Raw genomic sequence first — 16,265 nt, forward strand, 5'->3', positions numbered from 1 at the left:
CAATCTAGACCCGCTTCAGCAGATAAAGACGCGTGACGTAGGGGAACACCAGTTCCTCTGCATCGCCGAGACCCGCCTCGCGCAGAATCTCATCCGTCCTGTCGCGAACGACAGCCTTTTCGGCATCCGGAAGCGCCGCAACGTAGCTCGTCGACACGACGCGTTCGTAGACCCCTGACCGCGCCATCCGGTGCGGATGGTCCTGCACGATCTCCTTCTCGAGCACGAAGCGAGGGTCCTTCAAGATCCAGCGCCAGCGACCGGAGCGTTGCCGGGGCGTATCCCCGGCGTATTTTTCAATCATGACGGATAACGCATCGACCCATGGCGCGCGGTCATCCCGGTTGTTCCAGACCAGCGCAAGCGTCCCACCGGGATGCAGCAACCGCGCGATCTCGGCAACCGACGCTTCATTGTCAAACCAGTGAAAGGCCTGCGCGCAGGTGACGAGATCGACGCTGCCGGTTTCAAGATCGATTGCATCGGCGCGGGTGTTGATGACCTCGATCCCTGCCTCGGTCGCGAGCTTCGCCGACATCTCGGCGACGGGCTCGATGGCGACCAGGCGGGCGGTCTCGGATAGATGCGGAAGCAGCAGCCGGGTGAACTTGCCGGTTCCAGCACCGAGATCGACGACACAGCGCGCGGTCTGAAGCGGCAGCGCGGCAACGATCTCCGCGGGGTAGCTGGGCCGGCCCGCCTCGTAGGCGGCGACCGCGACGCGATAATTCTTGGCTGTAGGGTTCAGTGTCATTTTGCTTCTCCTGCACGCCAGCTTTCAGCGGTGAAATCTGCCCGGCGGTATAGAGCAGCGCCTGAACGGGACTGGAAGGGTACGTCTATACAAAATTCGCTGAAGCCCCCTCACCTTTGCGTCAGCACCGTGGGCGGCATCCACGCCGCAGTTCCAGGTTGCAAGTTGCGATTGGCTGAACCACAGTCCTCGAAGGCGGACACGGTCTGTTGCGCTTGCACGACAAGCCCGGTCCCTCTTGCGCACCGGAGCGACCATGCAGCGATCCAGGGCAGTCCTCATCACAGCCATCGTCTACGCCTTGATCGGCCTGGTCCTCGCGGCCGGCGGAATCTGGCTCGCCGCCCTGGGCGGGTCCATCTTCTACATTGTCCTCGGCGTCGGCATCCTCGCCACGGCGGCGTTGTTGCTGATGCGGCGCCGTTCCGCGCTATGGCTGTTTGCGATCGTGCTGGTCGGCACGCTGGCATGGGCCGTCTACGAAGTGCGCTTCGACTGGTGGCCGCTCGCGGCGCGCGGCGACATCATCTTCCCGATGGCGCTCTGGCTGCTGACGCCGGTGATCGTTCGCGGCCTGACGCGAGACGAGCCTGTGTCTTACGCGCGTGCGACAGCGCCGCTCTGGATCGGCGTCGTGGCGGCTGCAGCCGTCCTCGTGGCCGGGCTGCTGACGAGCTATCACGACATCAACGGCACCATCGCGGAGGCCGGCGCTGCCGTGCAGCAGAGCGAAGCCGACCCGCAGCCGGATGGCGACTGGCGCGCCTATGGCCGCACGCAGTTCGGACAGCGCTATTCGCCGCTGAAGCAGATCACGCCCGACAATGTCGCCAACCTCAAGGTCGCCTGGACCTTCCGCACTGGCGACGTCAAGACGCCGGACGATTCCGGCGAGACCACCTTCGAGGTCACCCCGATCAAGGTGCGCGACACGCTCTATCTCTGCTCGCAGCATCAGGTGCTGTTCGCGCTCGACGCCAAGACCGGCACCGAGCGCTGGCGCTACGATCCAAAGCTTGCGCACAACAAGACGTTCCAGCACATGACCTGCCGCGGGGTCTCCTACCACGAGACCGCGCAGGGCGCCGTCGACTCCAGCGGCAGCCCGGCGCCTGCCGAGTGCCCGCGGCGGATCTTCCTGCCGGTCAATGACGGCCGCATGATCGCGCTCGATGCCGACAGCGGCAAACTCTGCGAGAGTTTTGCCGATCACGGCATCCTCGACCTGCAGCAGGGAATGGGAATCAAGACCGCGGGCTTCTTCGAGCCGACGTCACCGCCAGTCGTCAGCGACAAGATCCTGGTCGTCGCCGCCGCGGTGATCGACAATTACGCGGTCGAGGTGCCGTCGGGCGTGATCCGTGGCTTCGATGTCTACACCGGAAAATTGGTCTGGGCCTGGGACTCCGCCGCGGCCGACGAGAACGCGCTGCCGTCGCCGACGCGGCACTACACCAACGGCTCGCCGAATTCCTGGATCACGGCTTCGTTCGATCCGAAATTGAACCTGGTCTACATCCCGACCGGCAACAACGGACCCGACATCTGGGGCGGCAATCGCAATGAGCTGGTCGAGCGCTATTCGAGCTCCATCGTCGCGCTCGATGTCAACACGGGCAAGCGGGCCTGGTCGTACCAGACCGTGCATCACGATCTCTGGGACATGGATGTTCCCTCGCAACCGAGCCTGGTCGATGTGACGACGGCGAAGGGCGTCGTTCCCGCGATCATCCAGCCGACCAAAGTGGGCAACATCTTCGTGCTCGACCGCAGGACCGGCGAATTGATCGTGCCCGCGCCGGAACGCGCGGTGCCGCAGGGGCCCGCGCCTGGCGACCGCTCGGCACCGACGCAGCCGTTCTCTGAACTGACATTCCGCCCGGAGGCGAAGCTGACCGGCGCCGACATGTGGGGCGGCACGATCTTCGATCAGCTGCTGTGCCGGATCATGTTCCACCGCCTGCGCTACGAGGGCACGTTCACGCCGCCGTCGCTGCAGGGCACGCTGGTCTTCCCAGGCAATCTCGGCATGTTCGAATGGGGCGGCATCGCGATCGACCCCGTGCGGCAGATCGCGATCGCCAATCCGATGTCGCTGCCGTTCGCTTCAAAGCTCATTCCGCGCGGCCCACAAAATCCTCCGGCGCCGACGGCCGAGAAGCCGGTCGGCAGCGAGGTCGGGACGCAGCCGATGTATGGCACGCCGTTCGGAGTCGATATATCGAGCTTCCTCTCGCCGCTCTCCGTGCCGTGCTACCGACCGCCCTGGGGCTCGATGGCCGCGATCGATCTCAGGACGATGAAGATCGTCTGGCAGCATCCCAACGGCACGATCCGAGACACCACGCCGCTGCCGCTTCCGTTCAAGATGGGTGTGCCGATGCTGGGCGGGCCGATCACGACCGCCGGCGGCGTCGCGTTCTACACCGGGACCTATGAGTACACGATCCGGGCCTACGACGTGCGTGACGGCAAGGTGCTGTGGGAAGACCGCCTGCCGGCCGGCGCGCAATCGACGCCGATGAGCTACGAGGCTGGCGGCAAGCAGTACGTCGTCACCGCGGCCGGCGGCCACGGCTCGTTCGGCACCAAGCGCGGCGACTACGTCATCGCCTACGCACTGAAGGATTGAACCCGACCGGATGCGCCAAGTGTTGCATCCGTGATGCGCCAAGCGTTGCATCCGGGATGACGCAGTGGTGATGAGACGTTGCGCTTGAAATGAGTTCCGCGACCTCGGCAAGGGTTGGCAAGTCAGGCCAAAGCCGCTAAAGGTCCGCCCCCTTTCACATCAAATCCCGAGCATGACATGTCGAGCGCCCCGCCCGCCGTCTCGATTGGCGTCGATTTTGGCACCAGCAACACCGTGGTCGCACTGTCCGACGGCGACGGCCGCGTCGAGGCCGTCAGATTCGACCATGGCGGCCGCACGCATAGCGTCTATGTCTCCGCGCTGTGCTTCTGGGAGGAACGGCCCGGTGCCGGCCTGCATCCGCGCGCCGAGGGCGGCCCGTGGGCGATCGAGCAGTTCCTCGAAGGACGCACGATCCATCGCTTCATCCAGTCGTTCAAGACCTTTGCGGCCAGCTCGGCCTTCAACACCACGCAGATCTTTCGCCAGCGCTACAAGTTCGAGGATTTGCTTGCGGCGTTCCTGCGCACGCTGACGCGCCATGCCGGCGAGGGGTTCGATCTGGGCGCGCCGACCATCATGGTCGGCCGTCCGGTGAAGTTTGCCGGCGGCAATCCGAATGACGAACTCGCGATGCAGCGCTACCGCGCCGCGTTCGAGCGGCTCGGCGCCGGCCATGCGCGCTATGTCTACGAGCCGGTCGGCGCGGCGTTCTCCTTTGCGCGCAGCCTCGATCACGACGCCACCGTGCTGGTCGCCGATTTCGGCGGCGGCACCAGCGACTTCTCCGTGATGCGGTTCTCGCGCAAGGGCGGCGTGCTGCGCGCCGAACCGCTGGGGCACGCCGGCATCGGCATCGCCGGCGACACGTTCGACTACCGCATCGTCGACCACATCGTCTCGCCGCGGCTCGGCAAGGGCACCAACTACCGCTCGTTCGACAAGGTGCTGCCGATCCCCAATCATTATTATTCGAGCCTCGCGCGCTGGCATCAGCTGGCGATGATGCGAGGCAACGGCGATTTGCGCGAATTGCAGCAGCTGGCGCGCACCGCGCTCGATCCGGCGCCGCTGCACGATTTCATCACCATCGTCGACCACGATCTCGGCTTTGCGCTGTACCGCGCCGTCTCCGACACCAAGGTCGCGTTGTCGAGCAACGATCGCGTCGAGTTCCGCTTCGCCCGCGAGGGCATCGATATCGGCGCGACCGTGACGCGCGACGATTTCGAATCCTGGATCGCCGACGACATCGAGCGGCTGGGCGCCACCGTCGACGAGGCGCTGGCGAAATCAGGCATCACCGCGCGCGACGTCGAGAAGGTGTTCCTGACCGGCGGCACCTCGTTCGTGCCGGCCGTGCAGCGCCTGTTCGCCGAGCGCTTCGGCGAAGCGCGGCTGACCTCGGCGGATCAATTCGAATCGATCGCCTATGGCCTCGCCCTGATCGGCCACACGGCCGATCCCGACCGCTGGACCTTCGCCGAAGCGGCGTGACGCGCTGCGTCGCGCCTTGATCCCGGCGCAATACGCGACTAAGTCTTTTCAATCAGCAATCCCTGAGGATGCCGACGACCATGGATTTCACCCTGACAGCAATGCCCATCAGCCTTGCCCACGGGGATATCCATGCCAGCAGCGATCACGCTCTCCCATCTGACCCTGTCCGCGCCTGACGGCCGGGTTCTCCTCTCAAATATCGATCTCAGTTTCGGTCCCGAACGAACCGGCCTCGTCGGCAGGAACGGCGTCGGCAAGACGACGCTGCTCGGCCTGATCGCAGGCCGGCAGCCGCCGCGCGCCGGTACGGTCTCGGTGCAGGGACGCGTCGCGATGCTGAACCAGACGGTTCAGGTAAATCCGGATGAACGCGTCATCGATCTGTTCGGCGCGCGGCGCACGCTGGCCGCGTTGCGCCGCGCCGAACAAGGTCTTGCGACGGCTGAGGAGCTTGCGGATATCGACTGGACGCTCGACACGCGGATCGCGGCCGCGCTGGCGCGCGTCGATTTGCCCGATGTGCTCGACGCCCCGCTGGCGATGCTATCAGGCGGACAGGCCACCCGGGCGCGTCTCGCCGCGCTGACCTTTGCGGAGCCCGACTTCCTGCTGCTCGACGAGCCCACCAACAATCTCGACCGCGCCGGACGCAAGGCGGTGATCGACCTGCTCGCCGGCTGGCGGCACGGCGCCATCATCGTCAGCCACGACCGCGAGCTGCTGGAGGCGATGGACGCAATCGTCGAACTGACCTCGCTGGAAGCCCGGCGCTATGGCGGCAGTTGGAGCCAGTACCGCGCGCGCAAGACGATCGAGCTCGCAGCCGCACGACACGACCTGGATGATGCCGAGAAGCGCGTCGCCGAGATCGATCGCAAGGCACGGGAAGCCACGGAACGGAAGGCGCGCAAGGACAGTGCCGGCGCGAAGCAGCGCGCCAAGGGTGACATGCCGCGCATTGCCGCGGGGCTGCGCCGGGACCGCAGCGAGGACACCGGCGGCGAGGCCGCCCGCCTCGCCGAACGCCGGCAGACGCAAGCACGCGAGCTTGCCGCCGCGGCGCGCCAACGCATCGAGGTGCTGCAGCCGTTCTCGGTGCAGCTGCCGACGACGCATCTGCCGGCGGGCAGGATGGTGCTTCGGATCGAAGCGGCCGATGCCGGTTACACCGCCGACGCGCTGATCCTGCATGGTCTCACCTTCTCGATCTCAGGCCCTGAGCGCGTCGCCATCGTCGGCCCCAACGGCGCCGGCAAGACGACGCTGCTCAAGCTCGTCAGCGGCGAACTGACCGCGGCGCGTGGCACTGTCGAGGTGATGACCCGCTTTGCGATGTTCGATCAGGCGGTCAGCCTGCTCGATGCCCAGGCCTCGATCCTGGATAATTTCCGGCGCATCAATCCGGATGCCGGCGAGAACGCCTGCCGCGCCGCGCTGGCGCGCTTCATGTTTCGCGCCGATGCGGCCTTGCAGACCGTCGCGAGCCTCAGCGGCGGCCAGTTGCTTCGCGCCGGCCTCGCCTGCGTGCTGGGCGGCGTGAGGCCGCCACAGCTTTTGATCCTCGACGAGCCGACCAATCACCTGGATATCGAATCGATGGAAGCGGTCGAGGCCGGCCTGCGCGCCTATGACGGCGCGCTGCTGGTCGTCAGCCACGACGAGACCTTCCTCGAGGCGATCGCGATCACGCGCAGGTTGGATCTCGCTTCGCGGAGGTGATGCAGAAGGTTCGTTCAATGTTTCGAACGAAAGCGTTGGTCGGAAAGTGAACAGCCGAGCACGCGTCGCCTTGGGGCAGGTTGTAGGCGCGGTGCTCGGCTGTCAGGCCGCGCGGCGGTGCGGCCATCCCCGTAGGCTTCGCTCACCCCCATGAGCGAGGCCGTCGGAGTCAGATCTCGCCTGTTGCTAAATCCGCGCTGTCGAATGCAGTGCGTTTCGCCAAAGGGCAAATGCGACGAAGCCTGCCAGCAGCACAAAACCGCCACCGACCGCGATCAATAAATGCGCGAACGTCATTTGGAACATCCCAATTGTGAAGCATCATGCGGCGCGAGATGCGCCGCAATCTGGCAATCAAATGCACTTCAGGAATTGATTTGCCCCGCCGGCCGCCGCCGGACAGCCCGAAAGGTGGCTGGCACTGCGCTCTGCCCACCCTTCGATTTCAGAGAGACTGTCGAGCCACTCGGCTCTCGCCTCCCATCGCGCGGTTCGTCACACCGCTCAACTGTCACGAGGATAATCGATAAAATTTTACCGACAATCGAAAGGGAAAATTAAGGTTACCGGCGCGGCTCCCGCCAAAATATCGAAAACAACCCCATGCAAAGGAGCCCGCGGCGGTCGCGACCGCCGATTTGGGCGGGCGCGCTTCGCTATACCGGCGCGCGATCTCCTCGATCAGCAAGACACGGTCGGAAGCGGAACTGGCAAAAAATACAGCCGACACAATATCCTTGCGTCCATCGAGGAAGTGGTCCGCAGTGCTACGCTTCAGGCCTATTCGGCGGCCAACGCCCGCCGTAGTTCCGGCCGCTCCGTCGAATTCTGATGGACCTGATCTGCCGTGGGCTTGATCCGGAACCACGCTGCATAAAGCGCGGGAAGGAACAGCAGAATCAGGACCGTTCCGACCGCAGTACCGCCGATCAGCGTGTAGGCCATCGATCCCCAGAACACGGAATGCGTGAGGGGAATGAATGCCAGCACGGCAGCAAGCGCGGTCAGGATCACGGGCCGTGTGCGTTGCACCGTGGCCTCGATGACGGCGTGATAGTCGTCAAGGCCCGCAGCGAGGTTTTCCTTGATCTGTTCTGTCAGGATCAGCGTATTGCGCATCAGGATGCCGGCCAGTCCTATCAGGCCCAGAATGGCGTTGAAGCCGAAGGGCTGGTTGAAGGTCAGCAACATGGGCACGACGCCCACAAGGCCGAGCGGTGCCGTCAGCATCACCAGAGCCATCGTTGAGAACGACCGCACCTGTAGCATGATGACGATCAGCGTAGCGGCGATCATGGCCGGGAAGACCAGAAAAAGCGCGGAATTCGCTTTGCCGGCCTCTTCGATCGATCCACCCATTTCGATGCGATAGCCGGCAGGAAGGGATGCGATCAGCGGCTCAAGGGCCGTCTTGATTTCCTTGGAGACCTCTGGAGGCTGAGTCGCTTCATTGATGTCCGAGCGGATCGTAATGACGGGCGTACGATCGCGACGCTTCAGAACCGGCTCTTCAAGTCGGATTTCGGAATGGCCGACTTGGTCGAGCGGAATCGAGCGGCCGTCCCGGCTCATCAGGGAGAAATCGGCCAGACGCGTCGGATCCAGCCGCTCTCCGCCGGCGCTGCGTGCCACGATGGCGACGTTGCGGATGTCCTCGCGGACCTGCGTTACCGTGATGCCGGTGAGAAGGAACTGAAGTTGCCGGCCTACCTCGGCCGGCGAAAGGCCGATGAGGTTCAGTCGGTCCTGATCCGGAATGAAGCGGAGCACGGGCGTGCGATTACCCCAGTCGCGATTCGCCTGCCGGACATCGGGAACGCCTCGCATGATAGCGAGAGCCTTGTCAGAGATCGCGTACAACTGCGCAGGGTCGGGCCCCATGACCCGAAATTCCACCGGGAACGGCGTGTAGGGTCCGAACACAAGCTGAGCGACGCGGACATAGGCCTCAGGTGCAAGCCCTTGTGACACGGCCTCTCGGAGCCGGTGCTTCAAGGTTTCGCGCGCCTCGGCATCGGCCGTCAGCACGACGATCTTTGCGAAGGCAGGATCAGGCAGTTCCGGCGCCATCGCAAAGAAGAAGCGCGGGGCGCCCTGACCGACATAGCTGGTGACGATCTTCGCCTCGGGCTGATCGTGCAGCCAACCTTCGAGTTTCTCGACAGCGGCAGTCGTCGTCTCGATGCTGGTGCCTTCCGGCAGGCGAACCTCCACCAGAACTTCGGGGCGGTCGGACGTTGGGAAGAACTGCTGCTTGAGGGCGCCCATCCCGGCGCCGGAGAGCGCGAACGCGATGGCGACGATGCCGACGGTCAAGAACTTGTGGCGCACAGCGAAGGTGATGAGTCGCCGTAGGCGCCGATAGTTCGGCGTGTCGTAGATTGCGTGGTGGCCGCCCTCGACCGGCTTGATCGCGGGCAGCATCTTGACGCCAAGATAGGGCGTGAAGACAACCGCAACGATCCACGAAACGATGAGAGCGAACCCGAGGACCCAGAAGATGTTGCCGGCATATTCGCCGGCCGTCGAGCGCGCGAAGCCCACGGGCAGGAACCCGGCGACCGTCACGAGTGTTCCCGACAGCATCGGCGCCGCAGTGTGGCTCCAGGCATAGGCCGCCGCCTTGATGCGGTCCATGCCCTCTTCCATTTTCACCACCATCACCTCGATGGCGATGATCGCGTCGTCGACGAGAAGACCAAGCGCCAGGATGAGAGCACCGAGCGTGATGCGGTCGAAGAACCGGCCTGTTTCCAGCATGATGAGGAACACGACGGCAAGCGTCAGAGGGACCGCGGCCGCCACGACCATGCCGACGCGCCAGCCGAGGCTGAGCAGGCTCACCAGCAACACCACGCTGAGCGCCATCGCGAACTTCATCATGAATTCGTCGACGGCAGAGGTGATGTTGACGGCCTGATCGGTCACCTTGTCGAGCGTCATCCCGAGCGGCAGTGTCCGTGCGATCGCTGCGGACCTCTCTTCCAGATGCTTGCCGAGCGCGAGGCCATTCCAGCCCTCCTGCATGACCGCCGCGAGCACGATTGTGGGCTCGCCCTGGTGTCGGATGATGTAGGTGGGTGGATCCTCGTAGCCGCGGCGGACATCGGCGATATCCGAAAGCCTGAGCGTTCGCCCCGCAGCGACGATTGGCGTGTCGGCGATCGCCTGGACACTGTCATAGGCGCCATCGAGCCGGATGAAGACTTGCGGACCCTTGGTATCGATCGAGCCTGCCGGGGTGACGGTGTTCTGCCGCTGCAGGGCGGCTACGATGTCCTGCGCCGACACACCGAGCGTCGCCAGCTTGGCAAAGGAGAACTCGACGAATATCTGCTCGGGACGTTCGCCCAGGATGTTGATCTTCTTGACGCCGGGCACGTGCAGGAGGTCCTGGCGGATCACCTCGGCTTTCCTGGCGAGCTCGCGCATCGGCATGCCCTTGGCCTTGAGGGCATAGAGCGCGAAGCTCACGTCGGAATATTCGTCGTTGACGAAAGGGCCGAGCACGCCGGATGGCAGGTTGCGGGCTTCATCCCCGAGCTTCTTGCGGGCCTGATAAAACTCCTCCTGGACGGCGGATGGCGGTGTGCTGTCCTTCAGCGTGACGGTCAGATACGCGTAACCCGGCCGCGTCGTCGTCTCGACCCGGTCGTACCAGGTCAACTCCTGAAGCCGCTTCTCCAGGGGTTCGGCGACGAGGTCCTGCATCTCGCGCGCAGTCGCACCCGGCCATACCGTGGTGACCGTCAGGGTCTTGATGGTGAAATTGGGGTCCTCCGCGCGCCCAAGCATGAAGAAGGCGTAGGCGCCCGCGGCGGCCAGCAGGAGGATGAAGAACAGGGTGACAGCCCGTTCGCGAACGGCGATCGCGGAAAGATTGAAGCGCATCAGTTGCTCCTGTCCTGAGCGGCAGCCCTGACGCGAGCGCCCTCCTGCAGGAGATGAGCGCCGAGCGAGACAACGGAATCCCCAGAGCTCAGTCCGGAGATCACAGCGGCTTCACTCGTCACACGTGCAAGCTTGATGGGCCGAAAGTGCACGGTCGAGGTCGCGCGCTCGAAGACCCAGACGCCGGTCTGCCGGCCGTCATCGAGCACGGCTCCCAGCGGGACCTGCACTTTCGGCTGGGTCTCCTGGCTTGCAAGCCGAATGGTGACGGTCGCGCCAAGCGGTGCCGCCGCAGCCTCGCCGTCGAGCACGTAGCGGGCCTCATAGGTGCGGGTCTGGGCATCGGCGGAATCCGACAACTGCCGAAGATGCGCCGCATAGTGCCGTCCATCGCTCCCGTACAGGCTGGCCTCTGCGACCGAGCCGATCGCCGGCCGGATTGTCTCGGGAAGCGCCACCACAGCTTCGCGGGGACCGGCCTGTGCAAGCCGAATGACCGTCTGCCCCGCGGAGACCACCTGTCCCGGCTCACCAAGCGTTTGGGTGACCGTTCCGTCCGCATCCGCCACCAGCGTGGAATAGGTCGCCTGGTTTTCGGCGACCCGCGCTTCGGCTTCGGCCGCGGCGAGTTGCGCGTTCGCGGTGTCCGACGCGGCCTTCGCCTGCTCATAGCGCTGCCGAGACGTCCATCCGTCGTTGACGAGGTTGGCATATCGGCGCTCATCTGCATCCGTCTGAACGACAGTCGCGCGCGCCGCGGCAACGGCGTTGCGCTTCGCCGTGAGCGCAAGGCGCAGGTCGGTTTCATCGATCCGCAGCAGCGGCTGCCCGGCCTTGACCTGCTCGCCGACATTCACGAGCCGTTCGACGATCTTGCCGGCGACGCGAAAGCCGAGATTGCTTTCCACCCTCGCGCCTATGGTGCCCGTGAAGCCGCGTTCGGATCCGCTCATCCGCACCGGCGTCACCAGACTGACCAGCGGCGGCTCCTGCCGCGGGTCGCGCGCCGCGGAGGCTTCTTGAGCGGGAATGGCGAGAGTAGCGAAGACGGCCGCTCCGGACGCGACAATCAGGACGCCAGCCAAGATCATCAGTTTGCTCTTCTTCATCGCCGCCTCCAGGCCATTTAGATTTCGATTGAACTCTATAATCACATTAGAGTTCGATCGCAATCTAAATTGGGGTGCTGACGGGAATGTGATCGCCCGGAATCGGTCATTTCGGCCCTCGGGGCGCTGCCGTTCCAGGCTCGGGACTTGATAGATTGCACTCGAACGCTATTTGAGATATAGAGTTCGAACGAAATCCAAATGGAGATCCATGATGCGCGTTAGCCGGATTCAGGCAGCTGAGAACCGCCAGACCGTGATCAACGTGGCCAGTCGCCTCTTCAGGGAGCGCGGCTTCGATGGCATCGGGCTCAAGGATCTGATGGAGGGGGCGGGGCTAACCCAAGGCGCCTTCTACAAGCAGTTCGAGTCCAAGGAGGACTTGGCGGCGCAGGCGTCCAGACGCGCGTTGGAGAGCGCCTCAGAGCGGTGGTCGGCCGCGATCGCGGAGAATCCTGATGATCCGCTTGGCGCGGTGATCGCGTTCTATCTGAGTGCAGGGCATCGTGAAGAAAAGCTGGACGGCTGCCCCGTCGTGGCGCTCGGCTCGGACGCCGCCAGGCAGGGGCCCGGCGTGAAAGCTGCGTTCGAAGAGGGCATCAAGGCGTATCTCGAAGTCCTCGGCCCCTTGCTTCCCGAGACCGACGGCGAGGATTCCAACAGGAAGGCCATGGTCGTTCTGTCGACGATGGTCGGCGCCATGACGCTATCGCGCGCCATCAACGACCCAGATCTCGCTCAGGCGTTTCTGAATGCGGCTGTCGAACACGTTCGCGAAGCCGCTGCCGCTTAAAGATGGCCCCGCAAAGCACAGAGCACTCAGCGTGACTGAACTCAAACCAAGTTTGCTGAAATTATCGGACAAGCTAAGCGTACGTTTTCAGAAGAGCGGCAGCGGGCCTGCGTTGCTCCTCTTGCATACAATCCGCACGCAGCTCGAATATTTCCGCAGCCTTGCGCCGCTCCTCGCGACATCGCACACGGTGTACGCGCTTGACCTCCCGGGACACGGACACTCACCAATAGATCCAGGCGCGAGCTTCGACGAACCCTACTTCAGGCGGGCCGTCATTCGCTGCATCGAGGAGCTAAACCTCTCGGAGGTGACGATTGTCGGCGAGTCGATCGGCGGCGCATTGGCCCTCACCGTGGCGGCTTCCCTTCCACACCGCGTGAAGCGGGTCTATGCGATCAACCCCTACGATTACGAGACCCGCTACGGGGACGGTATTCGGCGTGGCAACTGGCTCGCGAATTTCATCATCGGAAGCTTGCAGATCCCGCTGCTCGGCGCGGTGAACGCGGCACTCGAAAACAAGATGATCCTCGGCAAGATCATGGGCGGCGGATATCACGACCCCCGCAGACTGCCGGCCGATCTGCTCGCCGAATTCGATGACGTCGCCCATCGCCCGGGATACAAGCGGATCGCGCGCAAGGTGCTGGCAGGGTGGCGATCCTGGAGCAACGCACGCGACTACTATGGGCAGATCTCGGCACCCGTGACGTTGATTTATGGCGACAGTGATTGGTCTCGGCCAAACGAGCGCGAACGCACACGTTCGCTGATCCCCGCCTCGCAGATGGTGACGCTGAAAAATACCGGCCATTTCTCAGCTGTGGAGAATCCGTCGGAGCTGGCGGGCGTGATCCTCGCGACGGAATGAGCACAACATCAAACACGGGAGTGCGCAACGATGTTCAAGCGCTTTTGGCAGAGCATGAATGCGTGGGCCGATGCCCTCAGCATGGACGATCCGCGCGGCGACTACGTGTCGAGGTTGGAAGGTCGCGTCACAAAGCTCGAGCGCGAAGTTGAAGGCCTTCGGATCCAGTTCCGACCAACGCTAGTTGGACCGGAGGATCGCGTTCATCAATTGAAATCGTGAACGCCGACGCTCCCGAAAGACACCAATTTTCCGACCGACAGCCAAGCCGGCCTCGAAAGTCATCTAATCATGCGCCGCATCGTCGTTACCGGATTGGGACTCGTATCACCGCTGGGCTGCGGCAGTGAGCTGGTATGGTCGCGGCTGCTCTCGGCCCGCTCCGGACTTGCCGCGCTGCCGGAATGGGCTGCTGTGCTTCCTGCACGAGTCGCCGGAATCGTTCCGACCAAGGCCAACGACGCAGAAGGAGGCTTCGATCCGGATCTGGTCATTCCTCCCAAGGATCAGCGGAGGATGGATCGCTTCATCCAGTTCGCCCTCGCCGCAGCATCCGAGGCCTTAGCAACGGCGGCGTGGATCCCTTCAGACGCGCATGCCATGGAGCGCACGGCCACCGTGATCGCATCGGGCATCGGCGGCTTTCCGGCAATTGTCGACGCAGTCCGCACCACCGACCAGCGCGGCGTGAAGCGCCTCTCGCCTTTCACAGTGCCGTCCTTCCTCGCAAATCTCGCAGCCGGCCATATCTCGATCCGCCACGGCTTCAAGGGGCCGATCGGTGCACCTGTCACCGCCTGCGCCGCAAGCGTGCAAGCGATTGGCGATGCCGCACGCCTGATCCGGACCGGTGAAGCCGACGTTGCGGTTTGCGGCGGCTCGGAAGCCTGCATCGATCTCGTGAGCCTTGGCGGCTTCGCCGCCGCGCGGGCGCTTTCGACGGGCTTCAACGACACGCCGACGCATGCGTCCCGCCCCTTCGATCGCGATCGCGATGGCTTCGTCATGGGCGAAGGCGCCGGTATCCTCGTCATTGAAGAGCTGGAGCATGCGATCCGCCGCGGCGCCAAACCGCTCGCCGAAATCGTCGGCTATGGCACGACGGCCGACGCCTACCACATCACGTCAGGACCGGAGGACGGCGACGGCGCGCGCCGTGCCATGGAAGCCGCATTGGTGCAGGCCAGCCTCAGGCCCGGTGACATCCAGCATCTCAACGCCCATTCGACCTCGACGCCGCTTGGCGACGTTTCGGAACTCGAAGCGATCAAAGCCGTGTTCGGCCGCGACGGAAAAATTGCCGTGAGCGCGACCAAATCGGCCACTGGTCATTTGCTCGGCGCGGCCGGGGGAGCGGAAGCAATCTTCACGATCCTCGCGCTACGGGATCAGGTGGCACCGCCGACGCTCAATCTCGACAACGGCGACGTGGCGGCGGAAGGCGTCGACCTGGTGTCCCGGGAGGCCAGACGCATGAGCATGGAGCATGCGATCTCGAACGGCTTCGGTTTCGGGGGCGTCAACGCGAGCATTATCTTTCGACGCTGGCAGTGACGGGACCGGGCTGTCCGGCGCGAGATTGTCACTGATGTCTCAGGTACGACCTGTTACCCATGTCTCCGCGCTGGACAGAGGCTACATGGCGGAGAGGGAGGGATTCGAACCCCCGATAGGCTTGCACCTATGCCGCATTTCGAGTGCGGTGCATTCAACCACTCTGCCACCTCTCCGATGGCCCGGGTGATTTGCGCCACCCGCGGTCGGGGCGTGTTCTAGGCGAGGTTGGCGGGACAGACAAGGCGCTGCAATAATATTTCCGTCACTAGAGCATGATCCGGAAAAGTGGAAACCGGTTTTCCGAAAGATCATGCTCAAACAAGGAGATGAGATCATGATGCGATTCCGTGGAAACGCATCATGATCTGGCGCCTCGTACCACCGAAACACTGGGCCAACGTGAGAAAGTGCGGGGAAACAAGGCGCTAGCGGGACACCTCTCGCTCGGTCGGCGCGCGAGCGGGCCAAAGCCAGCAGGAGCGGACCATGGATCATGCAACGATTCGGGCCAATGGCGCGGCGTTCCACGTCGCGCGGACCGGGAGCGGCCCGCCGCTGCTGCTGCTGCACGGCTGGCCGGAATTCTGGCTGACCTGGAAGCCTGTGATGGCGCGGCTCGCCGACCGCTACACCCTGATCGCGCCCGACCTGCGCGGCTTCGGCGACAGCGACAAGCCGCAGGGCCCCTACGGCCCCGATCAGCATACCGACGACATGCTGGCGCTGCTGGACGCGCTCGGCATCGACAGAGCCTGCGTGGTCGGCCACGACGTCGGCGGCGCCGTGATGCAGCCGCTCGCCCGCAAGGCGCCGGAGCGCATCGCCGGGCTGTTCTTCTTCGATTTCGTCTATCCCGGCATCGGGCCGCGGATGGCCGCGCCCGACCGGCTGAACCACATCTGGTACCAGTCGTTCCACCAGATGGAGATGGCGCCCGCGCTGGTCGGCGCTACCAGGGACAGCTGCCGCACTTACATCGGCCACTTCCTGCACAACTGGACCCATCGCAAGGCGGCGTTCGACGACGTCGATCGAGGATTTCGCCGACAATTTCTTCAAGCCCGGCAACCTCGCCGGCGGCTTCGCGCACTACCGCGCATCACACGCGGGACGCGTGAAGATGATGCAGGGCGAAGCGCCCACGCTGCCGCCGATCGACGTGCCGACCTGCATCCGATGGGCCGAGCACGACCCGCTGTTTCCTTATGAGTGGACCGACCGGCTGGGCGAGACCTTCACCAATCTGGATCTGAAGATGTTTCCCGATGTCGGGCATTTCCCGCATCGCGAGGACCCCGACCGCGCCGCCGCCGAGATCGCCGGCTTCTTCGAGCGGATCAATTGGAAGTAGAAAGTGGTGGGACCGCCAGGACGCGACAAAAACTGGCGGTCCCGTGCCGCTTTTCAGTATTGCTGGCCGGGAAGTGCGGCTTCGC

General features: G+C 64.2%; 12 protein-coding genes and 1 tRNA gene. 9 read left to right on the plus strand and 4 right to left on the minus strand.

The window, feature by feature from the left end; all coding sequences use genetic code 11:
* Nucleotides 1-4: 4 nt before the first annotated feature.
* The gene (locus tag FBZ93_RS26225; RefSeq protein ID WP_146989789.1) at nt 5-754 is read right to left on the minus strand and encodes a class I SAM-dependent methyltransferase; all 750 of its coding nucleotides are present in this window, start codon (nt 752-754) and stop codon (nt 5-7) included.
* 256 nt (nt 755-1,010) lie between these two features.
* Between FBZ93_RS26225 and FBZ93_RS26230 the strand changes: the two genes are divergently transcribed.
* The 3 genes from FBZ93_RS26230 (at nt 1,011) to FBZ93_RS26240 (ending at nt 6,605) form a co-directional block, all read left to right on the plus strand.
* Nucleotides 1,011-3,386, plus strand: coding sequence for a glucose/quinate/shikimate family membrane-bound PQQ-dependent dehydrogenase (locus FBZ93_RS26230; RefSeq protein ID WP_146989791.1), 2,376 nt, complete (start codon nt 1,011-1,013; stop codon nt 3,384-3,386).
* 177 nt (nt 3,387-3,563) lie between these two features.
* Nucleotides 3,564-4,883: an Hsp70 family protein gene (locus FBZ93_RS26235; protein ID WP_146989793.1), complete on the plus strand. Its 1,320-nt coding sequence runs from the start codon at nt 3,564-3,566 to the stop codon at nt 4,881-4,883.
* Between the two features lie 132 nt (nt 4,884-5,015).
* Nucleotides 5,016-6,605 (plus strand): ABC-F family ATP-binding cassette domain-containing protein, encoded by a 1,590-nt coding sequence (locus FBZ93_RS26240; protein WP_146989795.1) that lies wholly within the window; start codon nt 5,016-5,018, stop codon nt 6,603-6,605.
* Between the two features lie 780 nt (nt 6,606-7,385).
* Here the strand turns inward: FBZ93_RS26240 and FBZ93_RS26245 are convergent.
* Nucleotides 7,386-10,496 carry an efflux RND transporter permease subunit gene (locus FBZ93_RS26245; protein ID WP_146989797.1) on the minus strand — a complete coding sequence of 1,037 codons (3,111 nt, stop codon included), beginning with the start codon at nt 10,494-10,496 and terminating at the stop codon, nt 7,386-7,388.
* Nucleotides 10,496-11,605, minus strand: a complete 1,110-nt coding sequence (locus tag FBZ93_RS26250) for an efflux RND transporter periplasmic adaptor subunit (protein ID WP_146989974.1) — start codon at nt 11,603-11,605, stop codon at nt 10,496-10,498. The genes FBZ93_RS26245 and FBZ93_RS26250 overlap by 1 nt, the downstream gene beginning before the upstream one ends.
* Before the next feature lie 214 nt (nt 11,606-11,819).
* Here FBZ93_RS26250 and FBZ93_RS26255 point away from each other — a divergent pair, with 214 nt between their 5' ends.
* The 4 genes from FBZ93_RS26255 (at nt 11,820) to fabF (ending at nt 14,826) form a co-directional block, all read left to right on the plus strand.
* Nucleotides 11,820-12,398: a TetR/AcrR family transcriptional regulator gene (locus FBZ93_RS26255; protein ID WP_146989798.1), complete on the plus strand. Its 579-nt coding sequence runs from the start codon at nt 11,820-11,822 to the stop codon at nt 12,396-12,398.
* The gene (locus FBZ93_RS26260) at nt 12,358-13,272 is read left to right on the plus strand and encodes an alpha/beta fold hydrolase (protein WP_146989800.1); all 915 of its coding nucleotides are present in this window, start codon (nt 12,358-12,360) and stop codon (nt 13,270-13,272) included. Before FBZ93_RS26255 ends, FBZ93_RS26260 begins: the two co-directional genes overlap by 41 nt.
* A gap of 30 nt (nt 13,273-13,302) precedes the next feature.
* Nucleotides 13,303-13,494, plus strand: a complete 192-nt coding sequence (locus FBZ93_RS26265) for a hypothetical protein (RefSeq protein WP_146989802.1) — start codon at nt 13,303-13,305, stop codon at nt 13,492-13,494.
* A gap of 69 nt (nt 13,495-13,563) precedes the next feature.
* Entirely contained in the window at nt 13,564-14,826 is a 1,263-nt protein-coding gene (fabF, locus tag FBZ93_RS26270) for a beta-ketoacyl-ACP synthase II (RefSeq protein ID WP_146989804.1), read from the plus strand.
* An 86-nt stretch (nt 14,827-14,912) separates the two neighbouring features.
* On the opposite strand, the gene FBZ93_RS26275 is transcribed toward fabF, so the two are convergent.
* Nucleotides 14,913-15,002 (minus strand) — tRNA-Ser (locus FBZ93_RS26275).
* Nucleotides 15,003-15,315: 313 nt separating this feature from the next.
* On the opposite strand from FBZ93_RS26275, the gene FBZ93_RS26280 reads away from it, so the two are divergent.
* Nucleotides 15,316-16,038: an alpha/beta fold hydrolase gene (locus FBZ93_RS26280; protein WP_246667646.1), complete on the plus strand. Its 723-nt coding sequence runs from the start codon at nt 15,316-15,318 to the stop codon at nt 16,036-16,038.
* Entirely contained in the window at nt 15,989-16,180 is a 192-nt protein-coding gene (locus FBZ93_RS41380) for an alpha/beta fold hydrolase (RefSeq protein ID WP_246667647.1), read from the plus strand. Before FBZ93_RS26280 ends, FBZ93_RS41380 begins: the two co-directional genes overlap by 50 nt.
* The last annotated feature ends 85 nt before the right edge of the window (nt 16,181-16,265 follow it).

The organism is Bradyrhizobium macuxiense, assembly GCF_007993935.1.
Classification (GTDB): domain Bacteria; phylum Pseudomonadota; class Alphaproteobacteria; order Rhizobiales; family Xanthobacteraceae; genus Bradyrhizobium; species Bradyrhizobium macuxiense_A.

What these genes read in the sequence shown, in the direction of transcription:
- FBZ93_RS26225 (WP_146989789.1), bottom strand. Translation starts at nt 754, where the DNA reads ATGACACTGAACCCTACAGCCAAGAATTATCGCGTCGCGGTCGCCGCC.
- FBZ93_RS26230 (WP_146989791.1), top strand. Translation starts at nt 1,011, where the DNA reads ATGCAGCGATCCAGGGCAGTCCTCATCACAGCCATCGTCTACGCCTTG.
- FBZ93_RS26235 (WP_146989793.1), top strand. Translation starts at nt 3,564, where the DNA reads ATGTCGAGCGCCCCGCCCGCCGTCTCGATTGGCGTCGATTTTGGCACC.
- FBZ93_RS26240 (WP_146989795.1), top strand. Translation starts at nt 5,016, where the DNA reads ATGCCAGCAGCGATCACGCTCTCCCATCTGACCCTGTCCGCGCCTGAC.
- FBZ93_RS26245 (WP_146989797.1), bottom strand. Translation starts at nt 10,496, where the DNA reads ATGCGCTTCAATCTTTCCGCGATCGCCGTTCGCGAACGGGCTGTCACC.
- FBZ93_RS26250 (WP_146989974.1), bottom strand. Translation starts at nt 11,605, where the DNA reads ATGAAGAAGAGCAAACTGATGATCTTGGCTGGCGTCCTGATTGTCGCG.
- FBZ93_RS26255 (WP_146989798.1), top strand. Translation starts at nt 11,820, where the DNA reads ATGCGCGTTAGCCGGATTCAGGCAGCTGAGAACCGCCAGACCGTGATC.
- FBZ93_RS26260 (WP_146989800.1), top strand. Translation starts at nt 12,358, where the DNA reads ATGCGGCTGTCGAACACGTTCGCGAAGCCGCTGCCGCTTAAAGATGGC.
- FBZ93_RS26265 (WP_146989802.1), top strand. Translation starts at nt 13,303, where the DNA reads ATGTTCAAGCGCTTTTGGCAGAGCATGAATGCGTGGGCCGATGCCCTC.
- fabF (WP_146989804.1), top strand. Translation starts at nt 13,564, where the DNA reads ATGCGCCGCATCGTCGTTACCGGATTGGGACTCGTATCACCGCTGGGC.
- FBZ93_RS26280 (WP_246667646.1), top strand. Translation starts at nt 15,316, where the DNA reads ATGGATCATGCAACGATTCGGGCCAATGGCGCGGCGTTCCACGTCGCG.